This window comes from Sphingobacterium chuzhouense, assembly GCF_014692525.1.
In the GTDB taxonomy this organism is placed as follows: Bacteria; Bacteroidota; Bacteroidia; order Sphingobacteriales; family Sphingobacteriaceae; genus Sphingobacterium; species Sphingobacterium chuzhouense.
The window spans coordinates 1,501,409-1,526,090 of the sequence record NZ_JACNYL010000001.1 but is presented as its reverse complement, the minus strand read 5'-3'; the positions used below and the strand labels follow the sequence as shown (position 1 = coordinate 1,526,090).

17 protein-coding genes are annotated in these 24,682 nt (G+C 38.1%); 13 read left to right on the top strand and 4 right to left on the bottom strand.

From position 1 onward, the window contains the following. Positions 1 to 279: 279 nt before the first annotated feature. The 4 genes from apaG to H8B21_RS05905 all read left to right on the top strand — a co-directional run bounded on the left by apaG (position 280) and on the right by H8B21_RS05905 (position 6,524). Positions 280 to 666 (top strand): Co2+/Mg2+ efflux protein ApaG, encoded by a 387-nt coding sequence (gene apaG / locus H8B21_RS05920; protein ID WP_190312821.1) that lies wholly within the window; start codon positions 280 to 282, stop codon positions 664 to 666. Positions 667 to 983: 317 nt separating this feature from the next. Continuing rightward, positions 984 to 2,849, top strand: a complete 1,866-nt coding sequence (locus H8B21_RS05915) for an ABC-F family ATP-binding cassette domain-containing protein (RefSeq protein ID WP_190312820.1) — start codon at positions 984 to 986, stop codon at positions 2,847 to 2,849. 61 nt (positions 2,850 to 2,910) lie between these two features. Further along, positions 2,911 to 4,770, top strand: coding sequence for a tRNA uridine-5-carboxymethylaminomethyl(34) synthesis enzyme MnmG (gene mnmG / locus H8B21_RS05910; RefSeq protein WP_190312819.1), 1,860 nt, complete (start codon positions 2,911 to 2,913; stop codon positions 4,768 to 4,770). A 200-nt stretch (positions 4,771 to 4,970) separates the two neighbouring features. Further along, positions 4,971 to 6,524 carry an Ig-like domain-containing protein gene (locus H8B21_RS05905; protein WP_223814853.1) on the top strand — a complete coding sequence of 518 codons (1,554 nt, stop codon included), beginning with the start codon at positions 4,971 to 4,973 and terminating at the stop codon, positions 6,522 to 6,524. A gap of 4 nt (positions 6,525 to 6,528) precedes the next feature. On the opposite strand, the gene H8B21_RS05900 is transcribed toward H8B21_RS05905, so the two are convergent. Next, the gene (locus tag H8B21_RS05900; protein ID WP_190312817.1) at positions 6,529 to 7,035 is read right to left on the bottom strand and encodes a gamma carbonic anhydrase family protein; all 507 of its coding nucleotides are present in this window, start codon (positions 7,033 to 7,035) and stop codon (positions 6,529 to 6,531) included. A 20-nt stretch (positions 7,036 to 7,055) separates the two neighbouring features. Continuing rightward, entirely contained in the window at positions 7,056 to 8,648 is a 1,593-nt protein-coding gene (nadB, locus tag H8B21_RS05895; protein ID WP_190312816.1) for an L-aspartate oxidase, read from the bottom strand. Positions 8,649 to 9,137: 489 nt separating this feature from the next. Here nadB and nadA point away from each other — a divergent pair, with 489 nt between their 5' ends. Both nadA and thiL read left to right on the top strand, forming a co-directional pair. Further along, the gene (gene nadA / locus H8B21_RS05890) at positions 9,138 to 10,136 is read left to right on the top strand and encodes a quinolinate synthase NadA (RefSeq protein ID WP_190312815.1); all 999 of its coding nucleotides are present in this window, start codon (positions 9,138 to 9,140) and stop codon (positions 10,134 to 10,136) included. 36 nt (positions 10,137 to 10,172) lie between these two features. Then, entirely contained in the window at positions 10,173 to 11,219 is a 1,047-nt protein-coding gene (gene thiL, locus H8B21_RS05885) for a thiamine-phosphate kinase (protein WP_190312814.1), read from the top strand. Between the two features lie 79 nt (positions 11,220 to 11,298). On the opposite strand, the gene H8B21_RS05880 is transcribed toward thiL, so the two are convergent. Beyond that, positions 11,299 to 13,062 (bottom strand): OmpA family protein, encoded by a 1,764-nt coding sequence (locus H8B21_RS05880; protein ID WP_190312813.1) that lies wholly within the window; start codon positions 13,060 to 13,062, stop codon positions 11,299 to 11,301. 153 nt (positions 13,063 to 13,215) lie between these two features. Here H8B21_RS05880 and H8B21_RS05875 point away from each other — a divergent pair, with 153 nt between their 5' ends. Then, positions 13,216 to 15,129, top strand: coding sequence for an acetoacetate--CoA ligase (locus tag H8B21_RS05875; protein WP_190312812.1), 1,914 nt, complete (start codon positions 13,216 to 13,218; stop codon positions 15,127 to 15,129). A gap of 58 nt (positions 15,130 to 15,187) precedes the next feature. On the opposite strand, the gene H8B21_RS05870 is transcribed toward H8B21_RS05875, so the two are convergent. Further along, positions 15,188 to 16,795 (bottom strand): acyl-CoA carboxylase subunit beta, encoded by a 1,608-nt coding sequence (locus H8B21_RS05870; RefSeq protein WP_190312811.1) that lies wholly within the window; start codon positions 16,793 to 16,795, stop codon positions 15,188 to 15,190. A gap of 173 nt (positions 16,796 to 16,968) precedes the next feature. Here H8B21_RS05870 and H8B21_RS05865 point away from each other — a divergent pair, with 173 nt between their 5' ends. The 6 genes from H8B21_RS05865 to H8B21_RS05840 all read left to right on the top strand — a co-directional run bounded on the left by H8B21_RS05865 (position 16,969) and on the right by H8B21_RS05840 (position 24,674). Further along, on the top strand, positions 16,969 to 18,123 hold the full coding sequence (locus H8B21_RS05865) for an acyl-CoA dehydrogenase family protein (protein WP_223814852.1): 1,155 nt from the start codon (positions 16,969 to 16,971) through the stop codon (positions 18,121 to 18,123). Beyond that, a complete protein-coding gene (locus H8B21_RS05860; protein ID WP_190312810.1) occupies positions 18,113 to 18,976 on the top strand; it encodes a beta/alpha barrel domain-containing protein in 864 nt (287 codons plus the stop codon). Before H8B21_RS05865 ends, H8B21_RS05860 begins: the two co-directional genes overlap by 11 nt. 239 nt (positions 18,977 to 19,215) lie before the next feature. Then, entirely contained in the window at positions 19,216 to 19,962 is a 747-nt protein-coding gene (locus tag H8B21_RS05855) for an enoyl-CoA hydratase/isomerase family protein (protein ID WP_190312809.1), read from the top strand. A 214-nt stretch (positions 19,963 to 20,176) separates the two neighbouring features. After that, entirely contained in the window at positions 20,177 to 20,995 is an 819-nt protein-coding gene (gene murQ / locus H8B21_RS05850) for an N-acetylmuramic acid 6-phosphate etherase (RefSeq protein WP_190312808.1), read from the top strand. A 48-nt stretch (positions 20,996 to 21,043) separates the two neighbouring features. Then, positions 21,044 to 23,314, top strand: coding sequence for an alpha-N-acetylglucosaminidase (locus H8B21_RS05845; RefSeq protein WP_190312807.1), 2,271 nt, complete (start codon positions 21,044 to 21,046; stop codon positions 23,312 to 23,314). Between the two features lie 22 nt (positions 23,315 to 23,336). Continuing rightward, positions 23,337 to 24,674 carry a GntP family permease gene (locus tag H8B21_RS05840; RefSeq protein WP_190312806.1) on the top strand — a complete coding sequence of 446 codons (1,338 nt, stop codon included), beginning with the start codon at positions 23,337 to 23,339 and terminating at the stop codon, positions 24,672 to 24,674. Positions 24,675 to 24,682: the final 8 nt, after the last annotated feature.

The following is a 24,682-nucleotide window of genomic DNA, read 5'->3' as shown; positions in this document are numbered from 1 at the left end:
TAAAATATTCTACGCAATGTAGACTTGTCATGACAAATACCGCTTTCAGCTAGTTTTTATTGTCTTAGTAAGCACAATATTTGTATTATTTTAATTTGAATCAGCGCAAAAAAATATCCTGTTCCAGACGGAAAGCGTAAAAACGATTTTTTTGCAAAACTTAAAATCAAATTTGATGTTTAAAAAGATAATTGATAATTTGCTCACGATTAAGGTGTTCATTAACAAATGAAGTATCTGGAGCATTTGATATGCAGTTAAAAAAGAGTATTTAGATAGATGAATACACAAATAACATCTGGCGTAAAAGTATCAGTAGACGTTGTCTACCAACCTGAATATTCCAATCCGGCAAAGATGCATTTTATGTTTTCGTATCAGATCACCATAGAGAATCTAGGAGACGTTACCGTACAGCTTGTCAATAGACATTGGGATATTTTTGATTCCGTCGGCGAATTTAAACAAGTTGAAGGAGAAGGTGTAGTCGGTGAACAGCCAATATTAGCCCCCGGCGCTGTGTATCAGTATGTTTCAGGATGCAACTTAAAAAGTGAGATTGGATATATGGAGGGTTATTATGAGATGATTAAGGAAGTAGACGGCAACATATTCCACGTAGAAATTCCCCGATTTAATTTGATAGCTTCATTTAAATTGAACTAAGCAAAATAATTCGTTCGATAAAGCTCGAAACTTCCAAAAAAAACGTTGTATAAAAAACATATGTCACCCTCAAAAATACATATACGTTTTTACTAAATTGCATATGCGGTTTCTAAAAGTCAATAGTTGATTTTTAGAAACGACTAAACCAACTTACCCAAACCTAACAGAGGAAAAAAGTAAATTATTTACGTACTTTTGTGCTTGGAAATTTATATACGTTTACATACAGCTATATTTTTGTATAATTTAAAAAAAACAATCACTATAGAAAGTAAAGTAAATTATAATTATTTGATTATCATTATCTTATATAAGTGAGTATTCTAGCAACAGAGCAAGTCAGCCACTCCTTCCATGATAGGTGGCTATTTACCAATCTCCATTTTGGTTTACAAAAAGGAGACAGGGTGGCTTTGGTAGGGATCAATGGAACAGGTAAGTCAACTTTACTCAAAATTCTTGCTGGACAGATTGTTCCGACAGAAGGAAAAGTTGTTAAAGAACGAGGGATAAAAATAGGCTTCTTATCCCAAGAACCAAGTTTCAGCGGAATGGAAACTGTTAACGATTTTATTTATAGCTCAGATAATGAACAGCAGCAATTAATAAAAGCATATGAGAATTTATTGAATAGCGATAAAATAGATCAACAACTGTTAGCGGAACTTACCGACAAATTATCCGCTATGGAAGCTTGGGAATACGAGCATAATATTAAAACAATTTTGAATAGACTGCAGATTTCAGATTTCAATCAGACAATAGACAGTTTATCAGGAGGGCAGAAAAAACGTTTGTCTTTAGCTAAACTATTAATAGACGAACCTGACGTCTATATTCTAGATGAACCGACTAACCATTTGGATATAGAAACGATAGAATGGTTGGAAAAATTATTGACAACAGGGAACAAAACTGTTCTTTTGGTCACACATGATAGGTATTTTTTAGATAATGTCTGTACAGAAATAAGAGAACTAGACAAAGGAAATCTATATACGTATAAAGGAAACTATACATACTTTTTAGAAAGGAAGGCCGATCGTGAAGCAATCGATGCAGTAGCAGTAGAAAAAGCGCAGAATTTACTAAGACGCGAATTGGAGTGGATGCGCCGCCAACCTCAAGCACGGGGAACAAAATCAAAAGCAAGAATTGATGCTTTTTATCATTTAGAGGAAAAATCGAAAGAAGCTCAAAGAAAGGAGAATGTACAGCTTTCTGTAAAGATGAGCAGACAAGGTTCCAAAATATTGGAATTGGAAAATATATCTAAATCGTTTTCCAATAAAAAAATTATCGATCGTTTTTCATATATTTTTAAGAAAGGAGACCGAATAGGTTTAGCAGGAAAAAATGGCAGTGGGAAATCAACTTTTCTCAATTTGATAACACAAGCATTGTCCCCTGAATCTGGTAATATCATAGTAGGTGAAACTACCAGATTTGGATATTATAAACAAGAAGGTCTTATATTTAAGGAAGAGGATCGTGTATTGGATATTGTAAAAAATGTCGCGGACTATATTGAAATGGCCAATGGCGATTTCATTACAGCTTCACAACTGTTAACATTATTCTTGTTTCCTCCCGAAAAACAATACAATTTAGTAGGTCGTTTGAGTGGAGGAGAAAAGAAGCGATTACAATTGATGCGTGTATTAATGTCCAATCCAAACTTCTTGATCCTCGATGAACCCTCCAATGATTTAGACATTGACACCTTAAATGTTCTCGAAGATTTTTTGGAAAAATACGCTGGCGTTTTATTATTAGTTTCCCATGATCGGTATTTAATAGATAAGTTGACAGAACAGCTTTTTATTTTTGAAGACGAAGGAAATTTAATAATATATAATGGTAACTACGCGGATTACAAATTGGAACAAGAGCAAATTGCGCGTAAGGAAAAAGATAAAATAAAAAATATACAATTGGAAAAACCTCTACTCGTACCAAGGACAGAGAAGAAAAAACTATCTTATAAGGAGCAGCTCGAATATGAATCTCTAGAAAAAGGAATAACAGAAATAGAAAATACAATTAAACAAAAAACGGAAATATTAAATACCATTTCTGACCACCAAGAGATAATGTCAATTGCCTTAGATATAGAAAAATTACAAAGAGATCTCGATAATAAATCGGAGCGTTGGTTGGAATTAGCAGAATACTTATAATTCGTTTCACGTGGAACGAAAATAAATTTTCACGTGGAACGTTGGTAGATTAAAAAATATAATGTTCAATAAATATAATGTCATAGTAGTAGGTGCTGGCCACGCCGGATGTGAGGCAGCAGCGTCAGCGGCCAATCTCGGTTCATCAGTTTTATTAATCACGATGAACATGGGTGTCATTGCGCAAATGAGTTGCAATCCAGCGATTGGGGGTGTAGCGAAAGGCCAAATTGTTAGAGAAATTGACGCAATGGGTGGATATACAGGAATCATCGCGGACAAGTCCACTTTACAATTTAGAATGCTAAACCTTTCGAAAGGCCCCGCAATGTGGAGTCCACGTTCGCAAAACGATAGGATGCGTTTCGCAGAGGAATGGAGACTTACGCTTGAATCTTTGCCAAATGTCGACATCTGGCAAGATACGGTTAAAGAAGTAATCGTTGAAAACGGGCAGGCACGCGGAGTAGTGACATCACTTGGTATACGTATAGAAGCAGATGCAGTCGTACTTACAAACGGCACTTTTTTAAACGGATTAATACACATCGGCGAAAAAAAAATAGGAGGGGGACGTACAGGAGAAAAAGCAGCAACCGGCCTTACAGAACAATTAGTAAGTCTAGGTTTCGAATCCGGTAGAATGAAAACAGGAACTCCACCTAGAGTAGATGGCAGATCCCTTAACTATTCTTTAATGGAGGAGCAATGGGGAGATGAAAAAAGAGGACGATTCTCTTATACTAATGTTGATATCCCAAAAGAACAACGTTGTTGTTGGATTACCTATACTAACGATAAAGTTCACGAAGTACTAAAAACGGGATTTGAAAAATCACCAATGTTTACGGGCCGTATAAAAGGATTAGGTCCACGATATTGCCCATCTATCGAAGATAAAATAAACCGATTTGCAGAACGGGATAGACATCAAATTTTTGTAGAACCAGAGGGTTTTAAAACGGTAGAAATATACGTAAACGGCTTTTCAACATCTCTCCCGGAAGACGTTCAATTGAAAGCGTTACGCTTGATACCAGGTTTTGAAAACGCCAAAATGTACAGACCGGGCTACGCAATCGAATATGATTATTTTCCTCCTATGCAATTGGATCTAACGCTGGAAACTTTAAAAGTTAAACACCTTTTCTTTGCTGGTCAAATTAATGGAACGACAGGATATGAAGAAGCTGGGGCCCAGGGATTCGTTGCAGGCGTAAACGCACACCAGCGTATTAATGATCTACACGAGTTGATACTAAAACGCTCCGAATCCTATATTGGCGTCCTAATAGATGATCTAGTAACAAAAGGAACCGAAGAACCCTATCGTATGTTTACTTCTAGAGCGGAACATAGACTACTCTTACGCCAAGATAATGCAGATATTCGACTTACCCCTATCGCACACAAATTAGGTCTCATAGATGATGAACGTCTAGAAAAAGTTAATAAAAAAATAGCAGATTCCGATTATTTAGTAGACTATATGAAGCAAAATAGCGTTTCACCAGATGAAATGAATCCAGTTTTGGAACAAGTCGGATCCAGTCCACTGAATCAAAAATCAAGAATGTTCAATCTATTAAGTAGACCACAAATCAATATCGCTCATATTGCAAAAGCAAACATGGAATTTAGTAACTTGCTGAATCAATATGATGAAGAAACTATTGAACAAACAGAAATAAAGGTGAAATATGACAGTTACTTCGCAAAAGAAATGGATATAGTAAATAGAATGAAGAAAATGGAAGATAAAGAAATAAATCCCGATTTCGATTACAACTCACTTATATCCCTTTCCATCGAAGCACGTGAAAAGCTATTAAAAGTAAAGCCACGAACACTGGGACAAGCCTCGCGCATTTCAGGGGTTTCTCCATCCGATATTAGTGTTTTAATGGTACATATGAGTTAATATATTGGTTTTCAGTATATTAAATAAAAATAAAACAGGCTTTAAATAAAGCGTTATAAGAGATTATTTTTAATTTTATGAGTCATACGCCCAAAATAAATAAAAGTACGCCATATAGCTTTAAAATAATAAAATCACAAAATATAGTTATTTATGGTTTTATTTTATTAATGTTACTCAGTTTAACGAGATGTGCAAATATGCAGCGTCCTACTGGAGGGCCAAAAGACTCTATTCCGCCAAAATTATTAGAGGTATCAATACCCAACTTCAGTACCAACTTTTCTGAAAAAAGAATTGTGCTCCGGTTTGATGAATTCATTAAATTGAACAACCAATACAAAGAATTTAGTATAAGTCCGGACGTTGAGGATATCGTAGATTATCGAGTAAGAAAAAAAGATCTGGTCATTACCTTGCCTGATTCATTGGAAGAGAATACCACCTACACGATCAATTTCGGTAAAGGACTAGTAGATTACAACGAAAGTAATCCCTTTATAGATTACAACTATGTATTTGCAACAGGGGATGAATTGGACTCTCTTTCCATTAGCGGTTCGGTCATCAATGGTTTCACGAGAGAATTCGATCAAAAGAAAGATGAAAACATAAAGATTCTTTTAATTCCGACATCACAAGACTCTATCTTTGGAAAAAGAAAAGCTAACATATTTGCTAATGTAGATACCTCCGGCAATTTTAAATTCAATAATCTAAGGGAAGATACTTATAGAATCTATGCATTAAAGGAGCAGAATAATGACCGTATTTTTAACGGGAATGACGAATGGATAGGTTTTCTGGAAGATAGTATACACTTAGATAGAGATATAGCAGACATAAAACTTGAAATAACAAAAGCATATCCGAAAGACTTTCGTACGTTGGAAAAGAAATTTGAACCAACTGGCTATATCCTATTAACATTTACAAAACCAATCGAACAACCAGAGACAAAAATTCTATTTCCTGCAGAATTAAATAATAATAAAATAGAACAGTACAGCCTTAATAAAGACTCAGCCAAAATCTACATACCAAAAACGGAACTTGATTCTATAAAAATAGAATTAAGAGATGGAGGCGAAATAATGGATACTATCTTTATCAGAACAAATAAAAATGCAAAATTCGATAGGGAGGTTAAACCTATATTAAGCATTACAAATAAGGTAGATCGTGTCCGCCATATCACGTTAACAAGTACAAGCCCCCTGGCTAATGTTGATAAATCAAAAATCCTTATTCATGAAGACTCCGTCTCAAGAAGAAACTTCCAATTACAACAGGATACCATAAATAGAAATCTATATCATATACGTTACAACTGGCGTCCTAAACGAGACTATGAGTTGGTTATTCAAGAAGGAGCTATGCGTACACCATTTGACGACATCAATTTAGAATCGAAGACGAGATTTACCTTAGATGAGTCAGATAATTATGGTAATATCAATTTCACTGTAAATGGATTGGATTCTACCATGACCTATATTGTAGAACTTATTGACGAAGCAAAAGAAAAAGTATTTGATAGACGTCCTCTTTATGCATCAAATCCTAGAATAAATTATAATAATTATCCCGGAGGTAAATATTCGATACGGATTATTTATGACGCGAACAATAACGGAAAATGGGATCCTGCAGACGTTTACGCAAAAAAACAAGCAGAAAATATCTGGTATTTAGGTAAAACATTTACGATCCGGGCGAACTGGGATCAAAACGAAACAATTGATTTAAGATAAAACTTTAAAACCAGGAACTATATAACACATAGTTATTTGGCAATTGCTGCAGCATTGCCAATTGCTCCTCTGTTAACGGCTTTATCTTTCTAGCAGGAACTCCAGCATATAGATAACCCGATTCACATACCGTGCCTTCTAAAACAATTGCTCCAGCAGCGACAATTACGTTCGTTTCTACAATAGCTCTATCCATCACGATAGCACCCATACCAATGAGCACATAATTATGTACCACACACCCATGCACAATGGCACTATGCCCTATATTCACATAGCTACCTATATCAGTCCCATTTTTATGATACGTACAATGAATAACAACACCATCTTGTATATTGGTATAATCTCCTATACGGATATAATTTACATCTCCTCTTACCACAGCATTAAACCAAATAGAGCAGTGTCCTCCAATAATGACATCACCTACGATCGTCGCGTTGTCAGCAACAAAAACTGATTCATGAATCTGCGGATATATATCCTTTACGGGTAAAATAGTAGGCATCTTTTTTAAAATTAAAAATACTATAAAACGGTGTCCTTTAATTCTTCTGATTTATATGGAAAATCCGTAGTATAATGTAACCCCCTACTTTCCTTGCGTTGCATAGCCGATCTAACAATTAAATACGAAACCTGTATAACGTTACGCAATTCACATAACTTCACCGATAACTTGGTATTTTTATAAAATTCCTCCGTTTCCTCATAAAGAAATCCAAGTCGTCTAATTGCTCTGTCTAAACGAAAATCCGATCGTACTATCCCTACATAATCGCTCATCAATTTCTGCGTTTCACGTAAGTTATGCGTAACTAATATCTCTTCATTCATCAATTGAACCTTGGATTCATCCCAACTCGGAATGTTCGTAGCATAATCTAATGTATGTAGCGTTGAGGACGCATCGCTAAAAATTCGATGGGCATATACTACTGCTTCCAACAAAGAATTTGAAGCTAAACGATTAGCTCCATGGAGCCCAGTAGAAGAACATTCCCCACAAGCATACAAATTTTGAATAGAAGTCTTTCCTTTTTCATCCACCATTATACCACCACATAAATAGTGTGCTGCAGGCGTCACTGGAATATAATCTTTTGTCATATCCAATCCAACCGAAAGACATTTTTCATAGATATTGGGAAAATGTGCAATGATATCTGCTCTCTTGCGGTGGGTAATATCCAGGTAAACAAAATCCAATCCTGATTTCTTCATTTCATTATCTATCGCTCTAGCAACAATATCGCGTGGCGCTAAAGACGCCCGTTCGTCATATTCCTCCATAAAAGACTCTCCAGTCGCTCTTCTCAAAATTCCGCCAAAACCGCGCACTGCTTCGGAAATAAGAAAAGATGGAGATTCTTTCGGATTATATAAAGATGTGGGATGAAACTGTATAAATTCCATGTTTCTGACCTTACCCTTTGCTCTATATACCATCGCAATTCCGTCACCTGTAGCAATTGTCGGATTTGTTGTACTCGCATATACATGACCAGCGCCTCCAGAAGCCATTAGTGTAACCTTGCTAAGAAAGGTTTCAATCGTATTGCTTCTCGTATTCAATGCATAGATCCCAAAACAACGGATATCACCAGTACTTCTATCAACATGGACACCTTGATGATGCTGGGTGATTAAATCAATAGCAAAATAATGTGTTAATATCTCAATATTCGAATGTTGATGTACCTTTTCCAGCAGCGCCCGCTCTATTTCATAACCTGTAATATCTTTATAATGAAGAATACGATGGTTAGAATGTCCTCCCTCTCGGGCTAGATCATAATGCTCATCGTCAACCTTATCGAAATTGGTACCATAATCAATAAGCTCCTTAATCCTTTCCGGAGCCTCCTTAACAACGTTTTCCACAACTTCCACATGGCACAGTCCATCTCCAGCTATCTGTGTATCAGCAATATGCTTTTCGAAGCTGTCTGATTTATCCACAACGGCAGCTACCCCTCCCTGCGCATATTTGGTATTCGATTCGTCTTCGTTAGACTTGGTGACTATCAATACTTTCCCCAGTTCGGCTGCTTTAAGCGCAAAACTCAACCCAGCAATGCCAGAACCAATTACCAAAAAATCTACGTGTCTATGTATCATAAAGTATATAGCGGAACAACGCTCTATTTATTATAGGGAACAAATTAACAAAATATGTGGAAAACCTGTATAAAAAGGGTCAACTAAAAATGAAAACTTTATAACTTTCCACAATCGGCATGCAGTTCCCACAAAACAGATATAAAAGTTAAGATAAAATCAATCCAATATTAACAAATTGTAAACAACAAACATTCAACAAAAAATTATGGAAAAAGAAAATACAAAAAAATCACTCTATTGAAAATCAAGCTTTAAACTTTTTTCCAATGTGGACAACCTGTGGAAAACGAAATAATAAACATATTTCCAAATAAAATTATAGTCACTTATCCCCAATTTCCACAAGCTAATAAACAACAAGATTCTTTCTTTAAAAAAAGATTATCATTTATTGAAAAAAGGGAATGTGGATTTCGTTTGATTTTCTTTCTTTACCTTTGTAGCGTTGTTTAGTCAAACTAAGGAAGCTAAATAGAAAGAGAACTAATGAATGCAATTTTTGAAAGGGATTTGGAAGCCAAAGGCTACATAGATGAACCTATCGACCCTACAATAGATATTGTAGCTGAAATTCAGCGACTTAAAAAAGAGAAGAATGCGGTTATCTTGGCTCATTATTATCAAGAGGCTGAGATTCAAGATATTGCTGATTATATTGGAGATAGCTTAGGATTATCTCAACAAGCCGCTAAGACGGATGCGGATGTTATTGTCTTTGCCGGTGTGCATTTTATGGCTGAAACGGCTAAGATTTTATCTCCTTCAAAAAAAGTATTATTGCCCGATCTGAAAGCAGGATGTTCGTTATCAGATAGTTGTCCACCCCATTTGTTTGCGAAGTTTAAGGAGCAATATCCAGATCATGTGGTTATTACCTATGTCAACTGTACTGCGGAGCTAAAAGCTTTGTCGGATATTGTGTGTACTTCGAGCAATGCGGTACAGATTGTGGAAAGCTTACCGGAAAACCAAAAAATTATCTTCGGACCCGATCGTAATCTGGGGGAATATGTCAAAAAGAAAACCGGTCGTGATTTGGTGTTATGGAATGGTGCATGCATGGTTCACGAGATTTTTTCACAAGATAAGATTGTGGATTTAAGGGAACAGTTTCCAGAAGCAAAATTCATAGCCCATCCTGAATGTGAAGATCATATCTTGGCACAGGCTGATTATATCGGATCCACCTCTGGGATGCTAAAATTCACGATTGAAGATAGTGCAAAACAATATATTGTGGCTACAGAATCAGGTATTTTGCACCAGATGCAGAAAGCTAGTCCTACGAAGATCTTTATCCCTGCGCCACCAAATAATGTCTGTGCCTGCAACGATTGTCCCCACATGAAACTGAATACTCTGGAAAAACTTTATAACTGTCTATATTACGAACGCCCGGAAGTAGATTTGCCAATGGATGTAGTAGAACGTGCAAGAAAACCGATCGAACGGATGTTGGAAATATCTGAAAGATTAGGATTATAAGTTGTTTTGGGAAGAGGACGAAAAGAATAGGATAAAATGTTTGATAACAAAGACAAAACAGAAATAAACGAGTTAGGAGAATTTGGTTTGATAGCGCATTTAACCAAGGCGGTAGAGCTTACAGAACCGTCAACGGTAAAAGGTATCGGTGATGATGCGGCAGTATTGGATTTTTCTAACAAGAAAACATTGATATCCACCGATCTATTGCTCGAAGGTATTCACTTTGATCTCCGGTATGTTCCGTTAAAACACTTGGGATATAAAGCGGTACAAGTCAATTTAAGTGATATTTATGCCATGAATGGCAAAGCTTCACAGATTACTTTTTCGATAGGCTTATCTTCTAAATTTCCGTTGGAAGCGGTAGAAGAAATCTATGAGGGAGCACTGATAGCTTGTAAAAAATATAACGTGGATCTTATAGGTGGTGATACTTCAGCGTCCGCACAAGGCTTAGTTATTTCTGTTACGAGTATAGGCTATGCAGAAACAGAAAAAATAGCTTATCGTTCGGGGGCGAAAGAAGGAGATTTACTTTGTGTAAGTGGTGATTTAGGCGGTGCGTATGTGGGTCTGCAGCTTCTGGAACGTGAAAAGCAGATTTTTCTGGAGAATCCCCAGATTCAACCGGATTTAGAAGGAAAAGATTATATTGTGGAGCGGCAACTAAAACCGGAAGCACGTAAGGATGTCGTGGAATTATTTGAAATTTATGGTATACAACCCCATGCGATGATTGATGTGTCCGATGGTTTAGCTTCGGAGATACTACACATTTGTAATGCTTCTAAAGTAGGATGTAAATTATATGAAGATAAAATACCAATCGATCCGATGACCTACGATACTGCCCGTGAATTTGGTTTAGATCCAACAGTGTGTGCATTAAATGGCGGCGAAGATTACGAGCTGCTGTTTACCGTTCCGCAAGAGCAATACGATAAAGTAAAGAATCAGTTGGATATTACGATTATCGGTTATATAACGGAGGAAGCAGCTGGTTGTGAGATGATTTCTAAATCTGGAAATGTGCATCCTATTAAAGCACAAGGGTGGAATGCTTTTAAAGGAAACAGATAGTTCCCTAAGGCTATCAAGAATAAAAAAGACAGGTTTGAGTATTTATTCAAACCTGTCTCGTATGTTATAAAACAGTTAATTAAAATTCCAATACTTTAATTTCGGTTCTTCTGTTTTCTTGATGCTGTTGTTCGGAACAGCTGGCACCGTTACCGCAGTGGTTTAGCAATCTTGTCTCGCCATAACCACGAGCTACTAAACGATTTCTGGCGATACCATTTGCTATAAGATAATCAACAGCCGAATCTGCTCTACGTTGAGATAATTTTAGGTTGTAATTATCGTTACCTCTACTATCGGTATGTGAAGAGAGCTCGATGCGCAACGTAGGATTTTGTTTCATAACCGCAACAACATTATCCAAGATAACAGCCGCATCCGGTCGGATATCGCTCTTGTCAAAATCATAATGAATATTTTTTAACACCCATTTACCGTTTTCAACCAGTTCACAAACACCCAGTTTTAAGGTTACATATAGCGTTTGGCTGCGATCCAATCCTTTTGTTGAAACAATCTCTGTTTGCGAATATTTACCTTGTTGATTGGCTACTACCGTGAAGTCACTTTGCGCGTCAAGCTGATAGATAAATTTCCCTTCCGCATCTGAAGTCTGGTTGGCATTCACTTTTGAACCCGTATGTGTCAATACCGTATTAATGCCGGATAAATTTTGTGCTGTTGCGCAGTCAAAAGTTTCACCGATAAGTGTAAATCTCGGATCATCGTGATAGATCTCTTTAAAGATAACTGCACTTGAAGCCTGGAAATCTGCTTCGGTCAACGTTAGTATAGGTGTTTTGATACCGTTTTTCTCTCCAACAATCTGATATTGCCCAGGTTTAATGGATGATACTTTTGCGGCTTGTCCGTTAGCATCGGTAATCGACTTATCGTTGATGTTAACACCTTCGATGGATACTGTAACGCCACTAAGTGCTAAGTTGGTCTGTTTATCTTTGACAATGATTTGAAGATCTTTTAATACTATTTTTTTTACTTCTTCATCGTATTTAGGGCTATTATCTCCGATAACAATAGGTGATTTTTTCTTACCAAAAATATACTTTACACCGAGACCTGCTTGAACGGTTTTATGTGGAGTTTGCTTTATTTCCCGGACATCACCATAGTGATCCCAAACACTTTTCACACTGGTTGTTTCTAATATTGGATTCGTTTCTTCTATACGTTCTATTGCAAATTGACTGGATTTTCCACCAAATTTTTCACCAAACGTCTGTACGTAATCCACATGACCAAAGAGTGCAAAATGTTTGTTCAACATGTAATTAAAACGAAGTCCGCCTACTCCCGCCCAACTGTTTGCCCTGTTGGAAGCATCATTGACTGTACTCATTATATCTTGGGTATTTGTTATGAGACCACCTGTTGGATCACGTTCTTCATAAGTAACAGATTGTGTATATTCCGGAAAATATTGCATCATCAATCCACCTCGAATATAGGCTTCTATATGAAAGCGATCGATGGAATACTTATAACTAGGACCAAAAGTGAATAAGTAATCTTGAAATCTGGTTTTGTTAATATAATCCGTCGAGATGTATCCATTTTCAAAACGGAAGGTGTCTTGACGATTGATACTGTTATAGATATAACGAGCATCTATCCCCAATCCAAATTTATTTCCCGAAAAGTATTTATCGACAAAAAAACCGGAATAATACCCGACTTTTGTTTCTCCAATGGATTTGTAGGTACTGATAGGTAAACTCGCTCCACCCTGAATGCCTATCTGTAAATCGCCTTTTTCTTTTTGTTGGGCAATGGCTAAAATGGTAACACTTAGTAACATGAGTGTAAGTAAAAATCTTTTCATAATAACTTTATTTTTATGGATAAAAATTGTCCGACCTGCTCTTGATCTGGACTTCTTATTCTTTTATCAAGCATGATTTGGAATTGTTACCCCTTGGTGAGAAAATTTCAAGGTTTTTATTATCTTTAAGATTGTTAATCAGTCGTAAACATAATGAAACAGCCTATCTGGACACCGTCTGAACAATATATTAAAACGTCCGTTATTTATAGTTTTCAACAATTTGTGGAACAGCATTATAACCGGTGTTTTCTGGACTATACATCTTTTCATCAATGGTCGATTGAAAAACAGGAGAATTTCTGGGAAGCTATTTTATTGTACTTTAAAATAAATTACGCCGGAGAATACGGAAAGGTATTAAAATGGCAAAATACAAATGGCGATTTTATTGATGCCAGATGGTTTGAAGGTATTTCCTTAAGCTATGCAGAACATATCTTTCGCGAAAAAAAAGGTGCTGATCGAGCTATAAAATATACAGATGAGACTGGAAATTACCGAGATATTACGTGGGATGAGCTGCGTGAAAAAGTATCCTGCCTACAACAATTTTTGAAAGAAAAAAATATCCAAAAAGGAGATAGGGTAGTAGGTATATTAAATAATACCATAGAGACGGTCGCTATTTTTCTGGCTGTAAATTCTTTGGGAGCCATTTGGTCTTGTTGCTCACCAGATTTTGGTGATAAGAGCATTGTCGAGCGTTTTGCACAAATAGAACCTAAAGTATTATTTATTGAATTAGGCTACCAATATAATGGCAAAACCTTCTCTAAAAGAGAAACATTGACTTATATACAGAATCATATATCATCTATTGAAACAATAGTTACTGTTTATGAAGACAGTTGGCAAGCTATATTTACCAATTACCCTCCGCAGGAATTACACTTTTTGCGCGTGCCTTTTTCCCATCCGATATGGATTCTGTATTCTTCGGGTACGACAGGCAAACCGAAAGCTATTACACACGGTACCGGGGGAAATTTGTTGGAACACTACAAAGCGCTGGCTATCCATCAAAATGTACAACGGGGAGAGAATTTTCTGTGGTATTCTACCACAGGATGGATGATGTGGAATTATGCTTTGTCTTCCTTGCTTTGTGAAGCTACGCTTTGTCTGTTTAATGGAGCTATCCATTATAATGATCACCAGGCATTTTGGCAATTTGTGAAACAGGCAAACGTGCGTCATCTAGGAGGAGGAGCGGCTTATTTTTCAACTATTCATGATCTGAAAATAGAAAATTATGAACCAAAGGTAATAGGTTCGACCGGTTCACCCCTGCCTGTGGCGACTTTTGAAAACCTTCAGGAAAAATTTCCGGATACACATATCATATCGTTAAGCGGTGGAACAGATGTATGCAGCGCCTTTTTATCCGGATGTGCCTATTTACCTGTATATGCCGGAGAGATTCAATGCCTAACATTAGGAGCAGATATCGTAGCTGTAAATGATCATGGTGAGGAGGTAAGTAACGAAGTCGGCGAACTGGTTATCAAGAAACCCATGCCTTCGATGCCGCTTTACTTTTGGAATGATAAAGACTATAAAAAATACAGAGAAAGCTATTTTTCGGAGCGGAAAGGCGTATGGAGCCATGGCGACTGGATTTCCATTATGGATCATGGTGGTATTGTGATGTATGGACGTTCGGATGCTACGTTGAATAGAGGTGGTATACGTATAGGCACGGCTGAAATATACAATGTCGTGAATGAAGTGGATGGTGTAAGGGATAGTTTGGTCATTTCGACGGATAACGAGAAGGGACAATCGAAGATGCTATTATTTATCCAATTGGGCCTAGGAAAAGAATCGGAAATTATTGTTCCTCTTATCAAAAGCGAACTTCGTAAGCAATATAGTGCACGGCATGTGCCGGACTTATTTTATGTTGTCAATGATATTCCTTATACATTGAGTGGTAAAAAGCTGGAAATTCCAATTAAGAAAATTTTCTCGGGTTACCCTATAGAAAAAGCTGTTTCAAAAGATGTGATGCGTAACCCCGAATGTCTGAAAGAATATATGCTGATATACTTGCACACTAACTAGAGTAAAGCATTTGTTCTGCTTCTACTCATATTAACCCTATAAATACTCTACTAATACATTAAACTTGTATCACTCCTACATTATACCTATCCATAGTGGGATTTTGATTAGCGGCTTCTATTCCCATCGAAATAATCTTGCGTGTGTCTTTTGGGTCGATAACACCATCTACCCAAAGGCGTGCGGCCGCGTAATAAGGACTAAGCTGTTGATTATATTGCTGCTCAATCTTGGAAAGCAACTCTTTCTTTTCTTCTTCTGATAAGGATATTCCCTTCGCTTTAAGTGCAGCTTCCTGTATCTGCAATAACGTTTTCCCTGCAGAAGCACCGCTCATAACAGCTATTTGAGCGGTGGGCCAAGCGTATATCAATCGTGGGTCGTAAGCTTTTCCACACATCGCATAGTTACCCGCGCCATAGCTGTTGCCCACGATAAAAGTGAATTTAGGCACGACTGAATTTGCCATCGCATTAACCATTTTAGCACCATCTTTAATGATACCCCCATGTTCTGACCGGGAACCGACCATAAATCCGGTGACATCCTGGAAAAATACCAATGGGATTTTTTGTTGGTTACAGTTCATAATAAATCGCGCGGCCTTATCTGCTGAATCCGAATATATAACACCTCCCATTTGCATTTCGGTGGCGTTTCCAGGTTTCTTTGCTTTCACTATTTCGCGTTGGTTGGCGACAATTCCTACTGCCCAGCCATCGATACGCGCTAAGGCACAAATCAGTGTTTTGCCATAATCTTTTTTATATTCTTCCAATGAACCCTTGTCTACAATGGCCTTCAAGATTTCCAGCATGTTATAGGATTTCAGACGATCTTCTGGTAGATTTTTGTAAATATGGCTAGCTGGAAATTCAGGTTGTTCGCTGGCAATACGCGAGAATTGATTTTTATCATTTTTACCAAACTTGTCGACAATATTTTTAATGGCGTCGAGGCAACTATTGTCGTCGGGATATTTATTATCGGTTACACCAGATATTTCGCAATGTGTAGTAGCTCCGCCTAGGGTTTCATTGTCAATGACCTCACCAATGGAAGATTTTACCAAATAGGAACCCGCTAAAAAAACAGAACCTGTACCTTCTACAATCAATGCGTAATCCGACATAATAGGTAAATATGCACCCCCGGCGACACAGGAGCCCATAATGGCTGATATCTGGGGAATACCCATGGAAGATATTCTAGCGTTATTTCTGAAGATTCGACCGAAATGTTCCTTATCCGGAAATATTTCTTCCTGCATCGGCAGGTAAACACCAGCAGAATCTACCAAATAGATAATGGGAAGATAATTTTCGATAGCAACTTCCTGTGCTCTCAGATTTTTTTTGCCTGTAATAGGAAACCAAGCACCCGCTTTCACGGTTGCATCATTTGAGACGACGATACATAACCTATTTTTCACATATCCCATGACGACAACCACTCCACCATTTGGGCAACCTCCATGTTCTTCATACATACCATCCCCTGCAAAGGAACCAATTTCTATATAAGGACTATTGTCATCCAAAAGATAAATGACCCTTTCCCATGCAGTCATTTTTCCTTTTTCTTTATGTTTTTCTATCTTGCTTAATCCACCCCCAAGAAGAAGTTTTTCATATTTGCTTTTGAGTATCTTTAGTAGGTTTTCCATTCTTTATCCCCCTTTCCCAAAGATAACAAAACCTTCAGGAATTTAAATTCTGTAATGTCTTCTATTGAAAACCTTTTAATATCATATTTGTTTTTATAGGTGAAAATATGAATATTTTAAAATATAGCTTATTTTTTATATATTTAACAAATATAGATGTAAACTTCTAAAATATGATATTGCAAATACAACAAAATGAACAATTAGCTTTGGTACGGGATAGCGCCCGACAGTTTGCTAGGGAATTTATTATGCCTTATGTGATGGAGTGGGATGATAAGCAATTTTTTCCGGTGGAATTGTTCAAAAAAATGGGTGAATATGGTTTTATGGGAATATTAGTTCCGGAGAGATATCAGGGGGCAGGTTTAGGGTATCAAGAATATATTACGATTCTCGATGAAATATCAAAAGTGTGTGGTTCTATTGGATTGTCTTTAGCGGCTCATAACTCGTTGTGCACGAATCATATTTTGTCATTTGCAAACGAAGAACAAAAAGAAAAATATCTTCCGAAATTAGCAACCGCGGAGTGGATTGGTGCTTGGGGACTTACCGAAACAGGTTCTGGTTCTGACGCCGGAGGTTTGGCAACAACTGCTGTACAGGACGGTGATTATTTTATAATTAATGGCTCCAAAACCTTTATCACCCACGCCATTAGCGGAGATGTAGCTGTTGTGATGGTGCGAACAGGTAATAAGGGAGATAAGCACGGTGTTACAGCATTTATCATCGAAAAAGGGACACCTGGTTTTACTGCAGGTAAAAAGATAGATAAATTAGGTATGCGTGCGTCAGAAACAGCAAGTTTGTTTTTTGACAATTGTCGTATACACAAAAATCAGGTCATTGGCGAGGTAGGCGATGGATTTGTTCAAGCATTAAAACTGTTGGATGGCGGGCGTATTTCCATTGCTGCGCTCTCATTAGGTATTGCCCGGGGAGCATATGAGTGTGCGCTGCGGTATGCAAATGAGCGAGAACAGTTTAATCAGAAGATATTTGATTTTCAAGATGTAGGTTTTACCATAGCAGATATGGCTACAAAAATCGATGCAGCTGAATTATTAATACGAAGAGCAGGACATTTAAAAGATACAAGTCAAAAAGTTACCAAGGAAAGTGCGATGGCGAAGTACTATGCTTCGGAAGTGGCAGTAGAAGTATCCAATCATAGTGTTCAAGTGCATGGCGGTTATGGGTTTACAAAAGATTATCCGGCGGAAAAATACTTTAGAGATGCTAAATTATGTACGATTGGAGAGGGAACCAGCGCCATACAAAAGATGGTTATAGCAAGAGAAATTAAAAAAGATGTTCCATAAAGAAACAATACAATTGATTGAATGTCCCCGAGATGCTATTCAAGGGATTAAATCTTTTATTCCCACAGCGAAAAAAATAACCTATATCAATCAGCTGATGGAGAGTAACGTATTCGATTGTATTGATTTTGGAAGTTTTGTATCGCCCAAGGCTGTCCCACAAATGCAAGATACCGTACAGGTTCTAGAGGGATTAGAAAAGAAGAACGATACAAAATTATTGGCGATTATTGCTAATGAAAGAGGCGCTGAAATAGCGAAACCGTTGCCTAATATTGATTTCTTGGGTTATCCGTTTTCGATTTCCGAGACATTTCAGCAACGAAATGCCAATTCTACCGTGGAGCAATCGTTTCAGCGGATAGAACATATTAAAAATATCATGGTGGGGGGTAGACAGGAGTTGGTTGTGTATATTTCTATGGCATTCGGAAACCCTTATAATGATCCTTGGAATACCGACTTGGTATTGGACTGGATAGAAAAGCTTTCTGCGTTGGGAATATCTCGTTTTTCCATTGCAGACACGACGTCAGAAGCAACACCCGAGAGCATCAAAATGTTATTTACGTTAATAAAATATACATTTCCCAAGTTAGAATTTAGTATTCATCTGCATAGTCGAGCAGAAAATGCACTTTTGAAAATCGAAGCGGCATATGAGGCTGGTTGTCGTATTTTTGAAGGTGCCATAATGGGATATGGCGGCTGTCCTTTTGCACAAGATGATTTGGTAGGCAATATTCCTATGGAAATGTTGTTACATAGATTTAAAACGCTAAATGAAAATGAAATGCAAACTTTACTGGCGGGATTTCAAGAATTGATTGCAACTGGAACTCGCATAAGCTAACACTCAAAAAAAGCACATAAATCAATTAGCTCCAACAAGCTTCATCACCATTGGATAAATATTTAGATGAAATCTGTGTAAATTGCCATATACGGAAGATAATAAATAATTTATGCAAGCTTCATTGCCATTAAAAAACAAACCGAGTGTAACGAGCTCATCTATACAATTGAGATTTAATACTCATAGATAATTATTCGAATGAAAGATAAAGAATGGAAAAGCGATATCTTTGATACATGCAGACAATAACATATCAATATATTAAGGTAAGCAAAATGGATTTCTGGATGGAAGTTACGCTCGCACGACCTGAGAAACGGAACGCGTTTACACCGACGATGGTGAATGAAATAGCACATGCTTTTCAAGACGCGAACGACGATGACAGCGTTAAAGTGGTTATGTTAAAAGCCGAAGGATCTGTTTTCTGCGCAGGTATGGATTTGAAAACGTTTCAGGATGCCGATCTGGATATTCGGAATCCGCATGTCAAAAATAAAGATATATCTTTTGGAGAGGTGTTTGCAAACTTGTACAAACCATCTATAGCCATTGTGGAAGGAAATGTTATTGCCGGCGCATTTCTAATAGTTGCCGGATGTACTTATGTTTTCTGCTCGGAAAACGTACAGTTTAGATTGCCGGAGTTAGACCTCGGGATATTCCCATTTCAAGTTATGGCGAGTTTGTTGCAGGTAATGCCGGAAAAAAAGATGTTGCAGCTATGTTTACATACCGACTATTTTTCTGCCCGAGAAGCAATGGAATATGGATTGGTGGACGGATTTTTGGAAGATGTAGATATAGAAAGTTTTTTAGCTAGATTTAAAAACATGAGCTCTTCCGCCGTTCTTGCCGGTTTTAAAGCAGCAAGAGAACTTCCGACAGTTGCTCATCGGGACCGTTATAACTTTTTGCTGAGAAGTTTGCATGAATTGAAGTCTTCTGAAGACGTAAAGAATAGAATTTTTAAAAAAAGATAAACCTCATTATCCCAAGTTCCGTTATCTAAACCCAATTATTAAAATCGGGCTTTTCGTGTTTATTAAAAAAAATAAATAGCTGAAAATATTTGCAAGATAAAAACAGTATATATATAATTGTGCTAGTATACACTAGTACATTAAAATGTTTATTATTAATCTACACTAAAACAGGTTATTAAAAAATGTATAAACACATATATATAAATACAAAATGAATTTTATAAAAGTTACGGAGCAACCGTCCCATTACCGGAATTTAGAAAAAATGACAACAGAAGAGGTCCTCATTAATATTAACAATGAAGATAAAACGGTTCCTTATGCGATAGAAAAATCCATTCCAAACATCACGGCTCTTGTCGATGTTATCAAGGAAAGAATATTGTCGGGTGGTCGGTTATTTTATATCGGAGCTGGCACCAGCGGGCGGCTAGGTGTGTTAGACGCCAGTGAATGTCCACCTACCTACGGAGTGTCACCAGATCTTGTCGTTGGAATTATGGCGGGGGGCGATGCTGCACTGCGGTATGGTATTGAAGAAGCTGAAGACGATGAGACCCTTGGTTGGACAGATTTACAGTCATATCATATTTCGTCTAAGGATGTTGTGATTGGTATTGCTGCTAGTGGTACTACGCCTTACGTGGTCGGAGCTTTACGTAATGCCCAGCTAGAAGGTGTTGTAACGGGCTGTATTGTGTGTAATCAAGGCTCACCTGTGGCACGTTACGCAGATTATCCCATTGAATTGGTCGTCGGTCCTGAATTTGTGTCCGGCAGTACACGTATGAAAAGCGGAACGGCACAGAAACTTGTGCTGAATATGATTTCAACAGCCACCATGATCGGTATTGGATTAGTGGAAGATAATCAAATGGTAAACATGCAGATCAGCAATAGTAAGTTAGTCGATCGTGGCGTACGGATGATTATGAAACAAACAGGTATTACAGATTATGAAACAGCTAAAAAAGCGCTATTAAAGTATGGTAGTGTTAAATTGGCTGTACGAGAATTTTTGCATGTTTAAATATTATCAAACAAAATCAAATAATGATTAACCACAACACCCTATATTATGCGCAGAAAAATTTTTTTATTGTACTCCTTATTTTTTTTATGTTTCGTTATTCCGACGCACGGGGTCGCACAATCTTCAGAAGCCCTAAAGGAAATCCGAAATTTGATTGCCCGTTTATTACCGGAGCACCATGAACAAATAGAGGTACGAATTATCGCTGACAATACGGATGGAGATGCTTTTGAGATAGAGAGTGTAGGAAATAAAATCCTTTTAAAAGGAAACAATGGCGTATCTATTGCATCGGCGTTGCACCATTACCTTAAAACGATCTGTAAGGCAGACATTTCATGGAATGGCAATCAACTTCATTTACCTAGACAGTTACCGCCGGTTCCTAAAAAGATAAGAGAAAGTTCACCCTATATCTATCGATACTATTTGAATTATGTCACGTACAACTACAGCATGGCTTGGTGGGACTGGGAGCGATGGGAGAAAGAAATTGATTGGATGGCGCTCCATGGTATTAATATGCCACTTACAATAGGAGGACAAAATTCGGTGTGGCAACGGGTTTATCGCGATTTGGGTTTTACCAACAAGGAACTAGAAGTTTTTTTCAGTGGTCCAGCCTACTCTGGTTTTAATTGGATGGGGCTACTCGATGGTTATGGAGGAACCCTACCTCAGTATTGGATTGATCAACAGGAAATATTGACGAAAAAAATATTAGATAGACAACGGGCATTTGGAATGAAACCGATACTTCCGGCGTTTACGGGACATGTTCCTCCCACTTTCAGCGAAAAATTCCCCGGAGCTAAGACTAAAAAGGTACAGTGGACAGTCTTTCCCGAAGTTGATATTCTCGATCCGGACGATTCGATGTTTGTGGAAATTGGCCGTCGGTTTATCGATGAACAAACCCGAACGTATGGCACGGATCACTTGTATACTGCTGATACATTTATTGAGGTGATGCCTCCCTCCAATGATCCCGCTTATCTTCGGGATATGAGTAGGCAATTATACCAATCTATGGCTGCGTCAGACCCTGAAGCTATATGGGTCATGCAAGGTTGGATGTTTTATTTCAAGGAGAGTTTTTGGCAACCTGAGCAGATTCAAGCATTGCTCAATGCAGTTCCGGATGATAATATGATCGTACTGGACCTGTGGACGGAAACACGACCCGTATGGAATCGTACCGAAGCCTACTATGGGAAGCCATGGCTATGGTGTATGGTGCATAATTTTGGAGGAAATAACAACCTATTTGGCAAAATGCCCATTATTGCAAATGGACCTGCCGAAACACTACATCATCCACAAAAAGGAAAGTTTCAAGGTATTGGTATTACGTCCGAAGCCATTGGCCACACCCCTGTAATCTATCAACTTCTTATGGATAATACATGGCGTAGCGATACCATTAATTTAGATAATTGGGTAGCTGACTACGCACAACGGCGCTATCACTCTACCAATCCACAGGCACTTCGGGCCTGGCATGTTCTACAACGTACGGTTTATGGTTATACCGGAGATATAAATTCGGGAGGATCAAGATCCATGGCAAACGCACGTCCGGGTTTCGCTAGGCAAGGCCCACGGACGAACGTCCATTCTTTCTATAATCCCGCGGATTTGCTGCCAGCTTGGGAGCAGTTACTAAATGTATCGGATGAACTGAAGCAAAATGAGGGATATCAATATGATGTAGTTAATCTAACCCGACAAGTACTCGCCAATTATGCGGATGAATTGCATGCTCATTATGTTGTGGCGTATGAACAAAAGAACCAAAAGGAAATGCAACGGTATAGTTCTCAGTTTCTCGCTGTTATAGATGACATGGATCGTCTTCTTGGTACACATCCGGATTTCTTGTTGGGCACATGGTTGGAAAGTGCGAAAAAGTGGGGAACAAATCAAGAAGAACGGGATTTGTATGAATGGAATGCACGCAATCTGATAACGTTATGGCACGGTAAAATGGGTACTACGCTACATGATTACTCGGCAAGGCAATGGAGCGGTTTGATGACCCATTTTTATAAAAAACGATGGAAGAAATTTTTCACTTATGTAGACGGTCAATTGAAGAAAGGAGCAGAAGTGGATGCGACCGCGATCAATGAGGAAATTAGGGACTGGGAGTGGACGTGGATTCAAATGAAAGACCGTTATCCGGAGAGCCCTAAAGGTGATGCGGTGACGACGGCGACGTCATTGTTTAAATCCTATCATGAACATATAGCGGCTATTTACAAGAATGCAGTCAATCCGATTACGGGAGAAACACTGTCCGCGCCAGCTTTTTAGGAATTAATTTTTAATTTTAAAAATGACTATTCCATTTCTCCAAAGTATGATTGTCCTGCTGACAGGCATTGTATTGATTGTCGTCTTGACAACGAAATATAAAATACATGCATTTTTTGCGTTGATAGCTGCATGTCTATTGGTTGGATTAGGCCTTGAGCTTTCTCTTGCTGATATACTGGCAACGACAAAAACAGGTTTTGGAAATATTATCGGTGCGCTAGGCTTGATTATTGTTTTTGGCACCACGTTGGGTATTATTTTGGAGCATACCGGAGCAACAGTCGTATTAGCGAATGCCATCCTTAAATTAACAGGACAGCAACGAGCGGCAAGCGCAATGAATATAACAGGCTACGTAGTAGGCCTTCCTATTTTTTGTGATTCGGGCTATATTGTATTGAGCAGCTTAAATAATAATATTGCCGCCCGTACTGGTACAACGATGGCATTAATGGCTGCGTCGTTGGCATCGGGTTTATACGCAGTTCATTGCCTCATCCCACCCCATCCTGGAGCTGCAGCCGCTACCGCGACATTATCTGCCGATTTTGGATTGGTTGTTCTTTATGGTATGCTCGTGGCGATTCCAACGGCTTTTTGCGGTTTCCTTTGGGCGAAATATGCAACCATAAATATGCCTGTAACGATATCTCCAAAACAAGATGATGTGGTAATGGAACAGATTACACAACAACAACTTCCGTCGGTTGGCATATCGATTTTGCCTATTGCTATCCCAATTTTGTTAATAGGTATTCGATCGTTTATTACGGTAAACGAATCTTCCTCTTTCTTGCTAAAATCGTTGTACGCCATTGGAGCTCCGGAGGTAGCTTTAGGTATAGGTATTTTATTGGCAATTTTTGGGAAGCGAAATTGGAAAAGGGAGGACTTTAATGCGCTTTTACGCCAAGCGGTTGAAAAAGCAGGAGATATTTTACTAATTATTGGAGCAGGCGGTGCTTTCGGAGCGCTTATCGCGCAAGTCAACATGGCGGAGTACTTATCAGGAAACGATGTGGTTAGTAGTTTAGGTTTATTTTTTCCTTTTATTGTTGCTTCCCTGCTGAAGACAGCACAAGGCTCTTCTTCCGTCGCCATTATTACGACAGCCACGATGGTATTGCCGATGTTGTCTTCCCTCGGTTTGGATCATACGATGGGTAAGGTTTGTGCTGTATTAGCTATGGGTGCTGGATCGATGATGGTTTCCCATGCTAACGACTCTTATTTTTGGGTAATTTCCCGTTTTTCCGGTATAGGTATGAGTGTGATGTTGCGTGTGTATACGGTCGCTACACTGGTAATGGGTATTGTAGCTATTGGGTTAATTTATTTGTTATATTTGGTTCTCTAAATTAAACT